Raw genomic sequence first — 12739 nt, 5'->3', positions numbered from 1 at the left:
ACTGCGGGCAGAGCGCGTACTGCGGGCGGAGCGGGTACGGGCCCGGCCTACTTGACCGGCTCCAGGACGGTCCGCCCGCCGAGGAACGGCCGCAGCGCCTCGGGCACGACGACGGAGCCGTCGGCCTGCTGGTGGTTCTCCAGGATCGCCACGATGGTGCGCGGGATCGCGACCAGGGTGCCGTTGAGGGTGGCGAGCGGGCGGGTCTTGCCCTCCTCGCGCATCCGGATGGACAGCCGGCGGGCCTGGTACTCGGTGGTGTTGGAGGTCGAGGTGACCTCGCGGTACTTGCCCTGGGTGGGGATCCAGGCCTCGATGTCGAACTTGCGCGCGGCCGAGGCGCCGAGGTCGCCGGAGGCGACGTCGATGACCCGGTACGGCAGCTCCAGCGCGTTGAGGAAGTCCTTCTCCCACTGGAGCAGGCGGCGGTGCTCGTTCTCGGCGTCCTCGGGAGTGGTGTAGACGAACATCTCCACCTTCTCGAACTGGTGGACGCGGATGATGCCGCGGGTGTCCTTGCCGTAGGTGCCCGCCTCGCGGCGGAAGCAGGACGAGTAGCCGGCGTAGCGCAGCGGCAGCTTGTCGGCGTCGAGGATCTCGTCCATGTGGTACGCCGCCAGCGGGACCTCGCTGGTGCCGACCAGGTACCGGTCGTCCTCGGCGAGGTGGTACACGTTCTCGGCGGCCTGGCCGAGGAAGCCGGTGCCGTCCATGGCGGCCGGGCGGACCAGGGTCGGGGTGATCATCGGGATGAAGCCGGCCGCGGTGGCCTGGGCGATCGCCATGTTGACCAGGGCGAGCTCCAGCAGGGCGCCGACGCCGGTCAGGTAGTAGGAGCGCGCACCGGCGACCTTGGCGCCGCGCTCGGTGTCGATCGCGCCGAGGATCTGGCCGAGCTCGACGTGGTCGCGGGGCTCGAAGCCCTCGGCGGCGAAGTCGCGCGGGGTGCCGATCTCCTCGAGGGTGACGAAGTCCTCCTCGCCGCCGATCGGCGCGGCCGGGTCGATGAGGTTGGCGAGCGAGCGGAGCAGGCGGTCGGCCTCTTCCTTGGCGGCGCTCTGCTCGGCGTCGGCGGCCTTGACCTCGGCGGCGAGTTCCTTGGTGCGCTGCAGCAGGGCGGCCTTCTCGTCGCCCTTGGCCTGGGCGACCTGCTTGCCGAGCACCCGCTGCTCGTTGCGCAGTTCGTCGAAGCGGCTGCCCGAGGACCGGCGCCGTTCGTCGGCGGAGAGGAGGGCGTCGACCAGGTCGACGTCCTCGCCACGGACGCGCTGCGAGGCGCGTACTCGGTCAGGGTCCTCACGGAGCAGGCGAAGGTCAATCACAGGGCCAAGCGTACCGGGCGGGCGTTCCTCCACCGGTACCGGTTTTCCCCTGGGGATAACCGCCCCGGCCCTGTGGATAACTTCTGTGGGGAACGTGCCGGGGGCGGGTTATCCACAGGCTGGGAGCCGGGGCTGTGGATCGAAGGGGACGATCACCCTCCGGGCGATCGAACCAGGGAATTGAGGTTTCAAACCTCATTCGACCTTCCCGAGTGAGGGAATTGAAGCACTCAGACGGGTGATTTGCTGGCAACCGGGTGACTCTGGTCCGATTAGTCATCTCTGCAACGCAAACCGATGATCCGACCAGTTCTGGGCAATGGCTATACCGGTTTGTCGACTCGTCCCCAGGCCTGTGGATAACTTCCGGCTGTGGACAGCGGGGAGGCCTGTGGACAGTGGCCCCCGGTGCCGGGGGCCCTGTGGACGACGGGTGCGGTCGCCCGCCCTCGCCTGACCGACCCGATCCAAAACGGTCGGAAAAGGTCAGAAAGACAACGGGTGTCGCTCAGATGTCCCCGCGCCCGTCGAGCGCGCGCGAGAGCCAGTCCGCGGCCGAGCTGAAATCCTCGTCCGAGGTCCCGGGACGCCGGTGGGTGGACACCTGCCGGTCGGCGCGCGGATAGGAACCGAGGAACCGCACCTGCGGGCAGATCCGCTTGAGCCCCATCATCGCCTCGCCCACCCGGCGCTCGGTGAGGTGGCCCTCGCAGTCGATGAGGAAGCAGTAGCTGCCCAGGCCCTCACCGGTCGGCCGGGATTCGATCCGCATCAGGTTGATCCCGCGCACCGCGAACTCCTGCAGCAGTTCCAGCAGCGCACCGGGGTGGTCGTCCGGCAGCCAGACCACCATCGAGGTCTTGTCGGCACCGGTCGGCGAGGAGACCCGGCCGGGGCGGCCGACGAGCACGAACCGGGTGGCCGCGCTCTTGGCGTCCGCGATGTCCTTGACCAGCGGGTCCAGTCCGTAGATCGGAGCCGCGAACTCCCCCGCGAACGCCCCGTCGTAGCGGCCCTCGGCGACCAGCCGGGCGCCGTCCGCGTTGGAGGCGGCCGACTCCCAGGTGGCGTCCGGCAGGTTGGCCGCGAGCCAGCGGCGCACCTGGGGCTGGGCCACCGGGTGGCTGGTCACCGTCTTGACCCCGGACAGCTCGGTGCCGGGCCGCACCAGCAGGGCGAAGGCGATCGGCAGCAGCACCTCGCGGTAGATCATCAGCGGTGCGCCGGAGGCCAGTTCGTCGTTGGTCGCGGTGACCGCGCCCTCCACCGAGTTCTCGATCGGCACGAACGCCCCGGCGGCCTCTCCGCCGCGCACCGCGTCCAGGGCCAGCGCCACCGACGACAGCGGCACCAGCTCCCGGGTCGCCGCCTCGGGCAGGGTGTGCAGCGCCGCCTCGGTGAAGGTGCCGGCCGGGCCGAGGTAGGTGTAGCGGGTGGCCGACATGACGCCTCCGTGGGGTTCTCGGTGCTGCACTGACGGGTGGTGCCGAAGCAGTCACCATAACGATTCTGCGAGCCCGGCCGGTAAGCGTCCCGAGCACCGGGACGGGACGGCCGACCGGTCGGCCGTCCCCGGTCACAGCACGAGGGCCTGCCTCCTGGATCACGCCTGGTCCGGCGAGGATCCAAGGGACAGGCCCTGGGGCACGGCAGCCGTCAGACCAGGCGCCAGCGCTGGTTCGGGGCCCCGGTCGGGTACCACTGGATGACCACGGCACCGTCCGCGCCGCTGTTGCCGTTGACGTCGAGCACGTACCCGCTGTTGACGTCGACCAAGGCCTGGTAGCCGTCGTCGCCGACGTTGACCTCGCCCCAGAGCTGGTTGTCACCGCCGTGGCAGCTCCACTGCTGGACCGCGGTGCCCACCGCGGTGCTGAACCCGGGCACCTCCAGGCACTTGCCGCTCGCCTTGTTGACGGCCAGGCCGTGGCTGAAGGTCCACTGCTGGTTCGCACCGCCCGTGCAGGTCCACTGCCGCACCGGCGCGCCGTCCGCGGTGCTCCAGTCGGCGACCTCCAGGCACTTGCCGGTGGACTTGACCTGCAGCTGCTTGGCGACGCCGGCGGTGTCCATCAGCTTGTAGGTCACTCCGTTGCTCGCCGCGGCCGGCGAGGCGGTGAGCAGGCCGCCGCCCACGACGACCGCGAGTGCGGCGGCAGCGGAGCCGACCCGGCGCTTGAGTGCGGTGTTGTCGAACATGGTCCCCCCCTGGGACTGGACTGAAGGTTTGGCATCCGAGCGGCCGGGTCCTCCCGACCGTCTCACTCCCATAGACGCGTCACCCCCGCCGGGGTTGCAGGTCGGTTCGAGAAAATCTCCTCCCGCCCACCACACCGTCGGGTTCAGGCCACCCGGTCGTTTCGGGAGAATCACTCCAGGAGCGCTGTGACCTGGAGCGTTCGTGCGCCCGGTGGGCGAATGGAGCAGCGGGTGAATGGCCGGTCGGGCACGGTCGGCCGGGAGCCGGCCGTCGTCGCTCGGCCCGCGGACCTGACCGGGGCCCGTCGTCAGGTGTCCGGAAGCCGACCGCAGACCCGGTGGACGCCCCCGATCACCGCCCTACCCCTCCAGCAGTTGCTGGCCGAGGTAGCCGCCGGTCGGGGCCGCCGGGGGCAGTGCGTAGACGCCGCCGGCCTCGTGCCGCAGGAAGCGGGAGAGGCCGTCGCCCCGGGAGAGCTTGCGCTGCACCGGGATGAAGCCCCTGCGCGGGTCGCACTGGTAGGCGAGGAAGAGCAGCCCGGCGTCCGGGGAGCCGTCCGGCAGCAGCCCGTCGTGGTACGAGAAGCCCCGCCGCAGCATGGCGGCCCCGCCGTTGGCGGCCGGGGCGGCGACCCGGATGTGCGCGTCGGCCGGGATCGCGAGCGTGCCGTCCGGGCCCTGGGCGGAGAGGTCGACCGGGGCGTGCTCGCCGGCTCCGGCGGGTGCGCCGAGCGGGGCGCCGTCCGCCTTGCGCCGTCCGATCACCCGCTCCTGGCGGTCGACGGGCAGCGCCTCCCAGTGGTCCAGCAGCATCCTGATCCGCCGGAACACCAGGTACGAGCCGCCGGCCAGCCAGCCCGGCTGATCGCCGCCCGCCGCGCAGAACACCGTGGCGGCGAAGCCGTCCTGGCCGGGCTTGGGGTTGTTGGTGCCGTCGATCTGGCCCATCAGGTTGCGGCCGGTCACCGCCCGGGCGGCGGCGCCGGGGGTCCGGGCGAAGCCGGCCGACTGCCAGCGCAGCGCGGCCGTGCCGGCGGCCAGCCGCTGCAGCACCCGCAGGGCGTGCACGGTGACCAGGGCGTCGTCGGCGCCGATCTGGACGAACAGGTCGCCGCCGCCGCGGGCCGGGTCGAGCGCGTCGCCGGGGAAGGCGGGCAGTGGTTCGAGCCCGGGCGGGCGCCGGTCGGCCGGCGCGGCCTTGTCGAAGAGCGTGGCGCCGAAGCCCAGGGTGAGGGTGAGCGAGCAGGGCCCGGCGTCCAGTGCGACCTGGTTGTCGAACTCCTCGGCCGGTTCCCCGGCGGTCAGCCGTTCGGCGGCCTTGGTCCAGCGCTGCAGCAGGGTGCGCAGCCCGTCCCGGCCGACGCCCTCGGCCAGGTCGAAGGCGGCGAGCTGCACCCGGGCCTGCTGCGGTTCGAGGATCCCGGCCTGGTGCTCGCCGCGGAACGGCACCCGGGCGGCGCCGAGCGCGCCCCCGGCGGGCGCCGGACCGGCGGCGGGGCCGGTGCGGCCGCCGCGGTCCAGGGCGCCCGCCCCGGCGGCGCCCGCGCCGGCGCCGACCAGCAGTCCGGCTCCGGCGGTGCCGAGCAGCGCCCGCCGGGTGAAGCCCGCCCGGCCGGCGTCGGCCGGCCCGGCGCCCGTCGTCCCGGCCGTCGCCGGCTCCGCCACCGTCGGCCCGGCCCCGGCCGGCTGCACGCCGGCCGGCTCCGCCGGGCCAGGTCCCGTCGAGGTCCGTTCCGTCGTCACGTCGTCCACCGCCGTCAGCCGATCTTGAACTGCTGGGTCGGGGTCGTCTGGTCGATGTCGGAGGAGCGGATCTGCACCGACACCACCCAGTTGCCCGCCAACGGGAGCTGCGCCGTGCCGCTCCAGCGGCCGGTGCCCTCGGGGGTGAGCGCGACCGGCAGCGGGCCGAGGTCGCGGTCCGGCAGGGTGAAGGCGAGCTGCACCTCGGGGACGTCCACCGGCTGCCCGTCCGCGCCGTCCAGCGCGAGCTTCACCTCGTTGGGGCCGGTCCGGGCCGGGTTGAGGGTGACGGTCGCGGTGCCCTTGGCGTTCGGCGTCCGGCCCTTGGTGTCGTACGGGAGCTTGAGTTCGACGGTGCGGCCGGGTTCGGTCTGCGGGGCGGCGGCCCCGCCGTCGGCGACCGGCGCCCCGGCGCTCCCCGTCCCGGCGGCGACCTCGCTCGCCACCCGCCCGGGCGGGGAGTTGGTGAGCATCGTGGTCACCACCAGCACCGCCACCGCCACCAGGGTCTCGACCAGCACCGAGCGGCGCAGTCCGGCCCGGGTCGGGGTCAGCCCGCGGTCGCGTCCGGCGTTCTCCCGGGCGGCCCGCTGGCGGGCCAGCTGGGCCCGGCGGACCGGGTCCTCGTCGTGGTGCGCGGCGGTGGCGCCGACCGGCTCCGGCAGCTCGGCCGGTTCGACCTCCGCCGCCTCGGCCGGGGTCGACCGCAGCCGGGCCAGCCAGGAGCGGGACATCCAGGCGACCCCGAGCATCACGACCACGCAGCCGCTCTTCACCAGCAGCAGCCGCCCGTACTCGGTGCCGGTCAGCGCGCCCCAGCTGCCCAGGCCCCGCCAGGACTGGTAGATCCCGGTCACGACCAGCACGGCGACCGAGCCGAAGGCGACCCTGGAGAAGCGGTCCGCCACCTCGGCGCCGACGCCCTCGCGCAGCGCGACCAGCAGCGCGGCCAGCCCGCCCAGCCACAGCGCCATCGCGATCAGGTGCAGGATGCCGAGCGGCAGCGCCAGCCAGACCTGGATGCCCACCGAGGCGTGGTCGGCGCCGACCCAGGTCGCCGCGAGCGCGACCGCCAGCACCAGCCCGGCCACGCCGAGGCCGAGCCGGGTCTCACGCTGCGGCCGTTCGGCGGCCCGCTGCTCCAGCGCGCGCAGTTCGGCGGCCTCGGCGTCCTCCCCCTCGTCGCGCGCGTCCTCGTCACGGGCGTCCTCGCCGCCCGCGTCCTCGTCCGCCCGGGCCTGCGCCGCGAGCGGTTGCGGCGGCTGCCCCAGCTGGCCGACCAGCAGCGACAGGAACACCCCGCCGGCCGCGAGCAGCAGCAGCCGGGCCGCCAGCGCGGTGCCGATCCGCTCGTCCAGCGTGGCGCGCACCAGCGACAGGTCGAAGGCCTGCCCGATCCCCGAGCCGCGCTCGTACGGGCCGCGCAGCATCAGCACCGCGACGGTGGAGACCAGCAGTGCCGTCCAGCCGGTCATCAGCAGCCGCTGCACCGGGCGCCTGGCGGTGCCGGCCGGCCAGCAGGCCAGCACGAACGCGGCGACGCCGGCCAGCAGCGCGAACGCCGCGTAGGCGACCGTCCGCCCGGTCCCGTACAGGGCGGCGACCAGGCCGTCGGCCTTGGCGCCCTGCAGCGCGGTGGCCGACACCGAGGTGTCCGAGGGCGCGCCGATGGAGAAGGTGAACGCCCCGCCGACGGGGTGCGAGTCCTCCGAGACGGCCCGCCAGGCGACGGTGTACGTGCCGTTCGCGAGCCCGCCCTTCAGCCCGACCCGGGCGGTGTTGCCCTTGCCGTCGGCGTGCGCGGGATCGCCGGTGTCCACGGCCTTGCCGGCCGGGTCGAGGACCCGCACGGAGTCGCTCGACAGCGAGACGGACTCGCTGAAGGTCAGCGTCACCGCCTGCGGGGCGGTGGCGACCACCGAGGTCTGCCGCGGGTCGGTGGACTCCAGGGTGGCGTGCGCGGAGGCCGGTACGGCGCCCGCGAGCATCAGCGCGAGCAGCGCGCCGAGCGCTCCGAGCACCGCGGCGATCCGGCGGTGCGTGGCTTTCTCCAGGCCGACCGACTGCATGGTGGCGGTCCCCTTAACTCTGGCCGGGGCGGTAGGTGAGCTCCTTGACCGGCACCTTGACCGAGATGGTGCCGGACTTGGCGAAGGTGAGGTCGAGCTCCAGCTCGTCGCCGAGGGCGGGGGCCTTCTGCCAGCCCATGATCATCAGGTGGGTGCCGCCGCGGGCGAACTGCAGCGCGCCGTGCGCGGGCACGTCCAGGCTGGCGACCTGCTCCATGCTCGACGGGGTCGAGCGGTGCATGGTGACCGACTCGGCTCCCGGGCTGGTCACCTTGACCAGCTGGTCCTGCCCGCCGTCGTTGCGGACGGTCAGGTAGCCGGCCGCCATGCCGCCGGCCGGGGGCAGCGGGATGTAGGGGTCGGCGACGCTGAGCCTGGCCGGCCCGCCGGAGGCCGCACCGGAGGCGCCGGAGCCGTCGGAGCCGCCCGTCCCGCAGGCGGCCAGGATGGCGCCGCCGCCCAGGACGGTGGCCAGCACCGCGCCGGTGAGGGCCGTGCGCCGGAAGCGGGTCCCGGTCACGGCGATCACGCCGCGACCCCCTGGGCGAGCAGCGGCAGGTCGTGCTCGTAGGTCTTCTCCTCGGTGCCGCTCATGTAGAGCACGTGCGCCTTGTCGTCCGAGGGGAGGAAGGCCAGCACCTGCGCGCCGTGGGTCGAGGTCACCGTGCCGTCCGCGTTGACCACCGGGTCCTCGATCATGATGCCGAGCGACTTCGCGGCGGTCTTCACCTTGGCCAGGTCGCCGGTCAGGCCTATGAAGCCGCTGCCCATCGAGTCCAGCCAGGTGCGCAGCACCTGGGGGGTGTCGCGCTGCGGGTCGGTGGAGACGAAGACCACGTTGATCTTCTGCCGGTCCTCCGCGGAGAGCGCCTTCATCGCCACGCCGATGTCGCCCATGGTGGTCGGGCAGACGTCCGGGCAGCTGGTGTAGCCGAAGAACAGCAGGGTGGCCTTGCCGTTGGTCTGCTGCCGCAGGTCGTACGGCCGGCCGGAGGTGTCGGTCAGCTGGAGGTCCGGCTTCTCGAAGTTCTTGGCCAGCTTGGTGCCCTGGTACGGGGTGGACTCCTTCTGCTGGGTGACCTTCGCGGCGGAGGAGCCGCCGCCGGAGGAGCCGCAGGCGGACAGCGTCAGGGCGGCGGCCAGCGCGAGGGCGGCCGCCCCGGCCAGCCGGGTGGTACGGGTGGTGCGGGCGGTGCGGGACATGCGTGATCCGATCGTGCGCGGTGAACCGCCGACGGGGCCGTACCCGGGCGCGGGTGCGGTGCGGGGGCACGGCCCCGTCGGCGCGGGGGTCAGGAGGCGGAGCCGCCGTTCTTGCGGCGCAGGCCGAGCACGCCGACGGCGGTGCCGATCACGCCGACCACGATGCCGACCACGCCGAGGGTACGGGCGGTGGAGTCACTGGCCTTGCTGCCGCCGTCGGAGGCGGCGGCGTGGTCCGAGCTGTCCCCGTGCGCGTCGGCGGCCGGGGAGGCGGTGGCGCCGTGGCTGTCGCCGTGGCCGTCACCGGCGTCGGCCTTGGTGAGCTTCAGGACGGGCGCGGGCTTGGCCGGCTCGGGCTGGCCGTCCTTGGACTCGTCGATCCAGCGGACGACGTCGCCGTTGTCGTAGGTCTGCAGGGCCTTGAAGACCAGGCTGTCCGAGTCGGTCGGCAGCGGGCCGAGCGAGACCCGGAACTCCTGGAACTGGCCGGGGGCGATCTTGGTGCCGGCGTCGGCGGTCCAGGTGATCTTGGAGACGGCCTCGTTGACGTCGCTGCCGTGCACCTTGATCGGCTTGTCGAGCTTCGACTTCTCGACCGTGGCCGTCCAGCCCGGCAGCGGCAGGGTCCGGACCGAGGCCAGCGGGTGGTCCAGCGGGAGGTTGACCTCCAGCTTCACCGTGCTCGCGGTGTCGCTCTCGTTCGGCACCCGGAAGTCGACGGCCGTGTAACCGCCCTGGGCGGCCGCGCCCGGGTTCACGGTGACGTGCGCGAAGGCCGGACCGGCCAGCGCCACCACGGAGGCGGCGGCGGTCAGGGCGACGGCGGCGAGACGGCGGGTGGGAAGGGAACGCATGATGCGGGGTCTCCGATCGGAGCTCGGCGGCGGGCCGGGCGCGGGCGACGGACGGAGCCGTGCCCCGGCAGTGCCTCGGCGGCGCCGCGGATGGGGACGTGGGGGGCGGAACCAGGGGCCGGACCCGGTGTGGTCGGAGAACGGCCCGGACGCTGCGCACACCCGCGCCCGGTACGGCCCGCGGGCCGCCGGAAGGCGCGGATCAGTACGCGAGGACCCCGTACGGCGGCCCCCGCCGCACCACGCTGTGCCGCAGCACGGCACCCACCGGGAGCGGGCCCTCCCCGCCCCGGACCCCGAACCGGCGGACCGGACCGGCCACGCCGAACAGACCGCGCAGCAACGCGGACACCAGCGCGAACACCGACCGCAGCGGCGCCGCCCAGTGCTCCCGGGCCGCCGACGCGGCCACCCGCAGCAGCCGCCACAGCGCGGCCTCACCGCGCCGCAGCCACCAGCCCGCCAGCAGCGCGGCGGCCAGGTGCCCGGCCAGCATCGCCGGCGACACGCCGAACACGCCGCCCTGCCACCAGGGCGCGGCGGCGAACGCGTGCGGGTCCAGACCGGCCGAGGAGACCAGCTGCTCCGGGGTCGGGCTGCCGGGCAGGCCGATCAGCGTTCCCGGCCGGGCCTCGTTGCAGATCAGCCGGCCGGCGACCTGCGGCACGGTCAGTGGACCGGAGCCGTGGTGCATGCCGGCCATGGAACCGGCGCCGTGGCCGCCGAGACCGTGGAAGAGGACGTGCAGTCCGAGCTGCCCCGCGCCCAGCGCCCCGGCGATGGCCGCCAGCGAACGCTCCCGCCCGCCGCAGACCGCCGCGAGCGCCAGCACCGCGGCGAAGCCCGTCGCCAGCGCCGTCGGCGGCACGTTCCCGCCACCGGCCAGGGCGTGTCCGGCGGCCGCGATCAGCGTGCAGACCAGCGCGAACGGGACGGCCCGGGCAAGCCGCAGGTCCCAGGCGGCGGCCCGCACCGGCTGGGCCGGTCCTGGGGCGCCCGGGAGCGGGGCGGCGGCGAGGGCAGTCATGGCCGGGCCATCCTCTCATTGCGTACGACGCCGACACGGGCAGGGTGGGAAATCCCTACGAATGCCCCGTTCGGCAGCGGCGTGCGGGCCCCGACGTGCGCCGCCCGGCACAGACCCCGTTCCCCGGTCCATCCGCCGAACGGGCGGTAGCGGCCCCCGGGCACGGTTCACCGCCGAATCGCCCGGAGATACCTAGTTGTATGTGGAGCCGCAGCCAGGAGGGACCTCCCGTGGACATCTGGTGGACTCTGCACCTCAAGCGCGACCCGGCCAGCGTTCCGCTGGCCCGGCGCATCCTGCTCGGTGCGATGGCGACCGCGGGCGTCGACCCGCAGATCGCCGACGACCTCGGCGTCGCCCTCAGCGAGGCCTGCGCCAACGCCGTCGAGCACGGCGCCACCGGGCGGCCCGACGACGCCTTCCAGGTCACCGCCTCGATCAGCGGCGACCGGCTGCGGATCGAGGTCACCGACTCCGGCCCCGGCCTGTCCGCCCCCGCCGCCCCGTCGGTCCGCCGCCCGGCCGCGGCAGCCCCGGCCCGCCCCGCCGCCACCGGCCGCGGGCCCCGCCGCACCCGCCGCGGCCGCGCCACCGTCCCGGCCCGCGTCCTCAGCGCCCACCGCCCCCGCCGCGACGGCCACCCGTACGACACCCACGTCCTGCCCTGCCGCCCTCCGGCCCCCACCCTCCGCCCGGTCGACCTCGACACCCTCCCCGACCTCACCGCCGAGTCCGGTCGCGGCCTCTTCCTCATCCACGCCCTCACCGACCACGTCCAGCTCCGCAACCACCCCCTCCGGGGGGCGATCGTGAGCTTCGACAAGATCCTCAAGTGGCAGGACGACGCGCTCCTGCGCGCGGCCTCCTGAGGAGGAGTCCTCCTCGAACGCCCGAGGGGCGCGGACCGACGGTCCGCGCCCCTCGGAGTCGAGGACGGAGGGTCAGCTCCCGGTGGCCGACTTGCGGCGGCGCAGGGCGACCAGGGTGCCCGCGCCGACGGCGAGCACGGCCGCGCCGCCGAGGGCGATCGGGAGGGTGGTGGAGTCGGCACCGGTCTCGGCCAGGTGCGGGCCGCCGGACGGCGAGGGGGAGGCGGTCGCGGCCGGGGCGGTGGCGGGCGCGGTGGCGCCGGCCTCGGCGACCTGGAACTCGCCGGTGTATCCGCCGTAGAACTGCGTGCAGGCCTGCGGCTTGTTGTTGGCCGGGGTGGGGACCTTGTCGTTGTCGAAGGCTTCCGAACCGGCGTCGTAGTTGGCGCCGTACTTTCCGACCGGGGCCTTGGCAGTGGCGGCTATCCGGATCTGGAGGGTGGTCTTCGCGCCCTTGGCCAGCTTGAGATCGGCGCCCCGGATGCTGCGGTCGACGAGCTGCGCGGGCTTCCAGCCGCTTCCGGTGTTCAGCTGGACGTCGAAGAAGTCGGGCTTCCAATCGACGGGGCGGGCGCCGCCGAACTCGTCGGTGACGTAGAACGAGTTCTGGACCTGGAGCAGGTCGACGCCGCTGTTGTTCTCGAAGGTCACGGTGACTTCGGCAGCCGGGCCGCCCTTGACGAGCGTGGTGCCGTACAGGCCGGTACCGGTGACCTTGAGCAGGGAGCTCTGGTAGACGCCGCCGTGGCAGCGGTCGTCGACGGTGGGCTTCGGCGGGGTCGGGAGGTTGGTCGGCTTGCCGGTGGCCGTCGGGGCCGGGGTGGTCGCGGTGGCGCTCGGGGAGGCCGTGGCCGACGGGGTGGCCGTCGCGGTCGCGGTGGCCGTCGGGGTCGGGGTGACGCTGACGGCGCCGGCGGTGGCGGCGCCGACCGTGGCGCCGAGCGAGAGCGCCAGCAGGGTGGACGCGGCCAGAAGGCGGGAAGTGCGCACGGTGAGAGTCCCCCACGTAAGGATGAAATATGGCTGAAATAGGGCGCCTTGGCCCTTCGGCAGAGCCGCCGGGGCTGGTCGCGCCCGCGTACCCTACCGGGCCCCGGTGGCTGGATTTCGCCCTGGGTCGCCCGGTCCGTTCGGGGGCGCAGCGGTGGCCGTCGCGAGGGGGCGGTTCCGGTTGCCGGGGGTGGGAGGCGGTCGGACGATGGGGGGCATGATGCACCAGATGCGAGCCGAGTACGGTGCCGGCGGCGAGGCCGAGGGGGTGCGGCTGTGGCACGTGGTCCGGGGCGAGGAGAGCGTGGCGATGTGCGGGCGGGAGCTCGATCCGCAGGCGCCGGTGCGGCCGGCGGTGGACTGGGGCAAGACCCCGGAGCTGTGCTGCCACACCTGCGGGGCGTACTTCCTGCGCGAGGCGCCGTACCTGGCGGCCGAGCACCCGTAAGACACCCTTAGGCTG

General features: G+C 74.2%; 12 protein-coding genes. 2 read left to right on the top strand and 10 right to left on the bottom strand.

The window, feature by feature from the left end; genetic code table 11:
• Positions 1 to 47: 47 nt before the first annotated feature.
• The 9 genes from serS to ACZ6Y7_RS00765 all read right to left on the bottom strand — a co-directional run bounded on the left by serS (position 48) and on the right by ACZ6Y7_RS00765 (position 10417).
• Positions 48 to 1322 (bottom strand): serine--tRNA ligase, encoded by a 1275-nt coding sequence (gene serS, locus ACZ6Y7_RS00805; protein WP_465755727.1) that lies wholly within the window; start codon positions 1320 to 1322, stop codon positions 48 to 50.
• 508 nt (positions 1323 to 1830) lie between these two features.
• Positions 1831 to 2766 carry a prephenate dehydratase gene (gene pheA / locus ACZ6Y7_RS00800; RefSeq protein WP_465755726.1) on the bottom strand — a complete coding sequence of 312 codons (936 nt, stop codon included), beginning with the start codon at positions 2764 to 2766 and terminating at the stop codon, positions 1831 to 1833.
• Positions 2767 to 2978: 212 nt separating this feature from the next.
• Positions 2979 to 3521, bottom strand: a complete 543-nt coding sequence (locus ACZ6Y7_RS00795) for an RICIN domain-containing protein (RefSeq protein ID WP_465755725.1) — start codon at positions 3519 to 3521, stop codon at positions 2979 to 2981.
• Positions 3522 to 3881: 360 nt separating this feature from the next.
• Positions 3882 to 5213 (bottom strand): Dyp-type peroxidase, encoded by a 1332-nt coding sequence (locus tag ACZ6Y7_RS00790; RefSeq protein ID WP_465755724.1) that lies wholly within the window; start codon positions 5211 to 5213, stop codon positions 3882 to 3884.
• A 65-nt stretch (positions 5214 to 5278) separates the two neighbouring features.
• Complete coding sequence (locus tag ACZ6Y7_RS00785; RefSeq protein ID WP_465755723.1) at positions 5279 to 7333, bottom strand: copper resistance CopC/CopD family protein; 2055 nt, start codon at positions 7331 to 7333, stop codon at positions 5279 to 5281.
• A 13-nt stretch (positions 7334 to 7346) separates the two neighbouring features.
• Positions 7347 to 7862, bottom strand: coding sequence for a copper chaperone PCu(A)C (locus tag ACZ6Y7_RS00780; RefSeq protein WP_465755722.1), 516 nt, complete (start codon positions 7860 to 7862; stop codon positions 7347 to 7349).
• Complete coding sequence (locus tag ACZ6Y7_RS00775; protein WP_465755721.1) at positions 7859 to 8536, bottom strand: SCO family protein; 678 nt, start codon at positions 8534 to 8536, stop codon at positions 7859 to 7861. Before ACZ6Y7_RS00775 ends, ACZ6Y7_RS00780 begins: the two co-directional genes overlap by 4 nt.
• A gap of 89 nt (positions 8537 to 8625) precedes the next feature.
• Positions 8626 to 9390 (bottom strand): YcnI family copper-binding membrane protein, encoded by a 765-nt coding sequence (locus ACZ6Y7_RS00770; RefSeq protein ID WP_465755720.1) that lies wholly within the window; start codon positions 9388 to 9390, stop codon positions 8626 to 8628.
• Positions 9391 to 9592: 202 nt separating this feature from the next.
• Positions 9593 to 10417, bottom strand: a complete 825-nt coding sequence (locus ACZ6Y7_RS00765) for a hypothetical protein (protein ID WP_465755719.1) — start codon at positions 10415 to 10417, stop codon at positions 9593 to 9595.
• 230 nt (positions 10418 to 10647) lie between these two features.
• On the opposite strand from ACZ6Y7_RS00765, the gene ACZ6Y7_RS00760 reads away from it, so the two are divergent.
• Positions 10648 to 11286: an ATP-binding protein gene (locus ACZ6Y7_RS00760; RefSeq protein ID WP_465755718.1), complete on the top strand. Its 639-nt coding sequence runs from the start codon at positions 10648 to 10650 to the stop codon at positions 11284 to 11286.
• Between the two features lie 72 nt (positions 11287 to 11358).
• Here ACZ6Y7_RS00760 and ACZ6Y7_RS00755 read toward each other — a convergent pair whose 3' ends face one another.
• Positions 11359 to 12276, bottom strand: coding sequence for an LAETG motif-containing sortase-dependent surface protein (locus ACZ6Y7_RS00755; protein WP_465755717.1), 918 nt, complete (start codon positions 12274 to 12276; stop codon positions 11359 to 11361).
• 217 nt (positions 12277 to 12493) lie between these two features.
• Between ACZ6Y7_RS00755 and ACZ6Y7_RS00750 the strand changes: the two genes are divergently transcribed.
• The gene (locus tag ACZ6Y7_RS00750) at positions 12494 to 12724 is read left to right on the top strand and encodes a hypothetical protein (protein ID WP_465755716.1); all 231 of its coding nucleotides are present in this window, start codon (positions 12494 to 12496) and stop codon (positions 12722 to 12724) included.
• Positions 12725 to 12739 lie beyond the last annotated feature (15 nt).

Source organism: Kitasatospora sp. NPDC053308 (genome assembly GCF_055585785.1).
The sequence above is the reverse complement of the archived record's forward strand: the minus strand, read 5'-3'. Positions and strand labels throughout refer to the sequence as shown.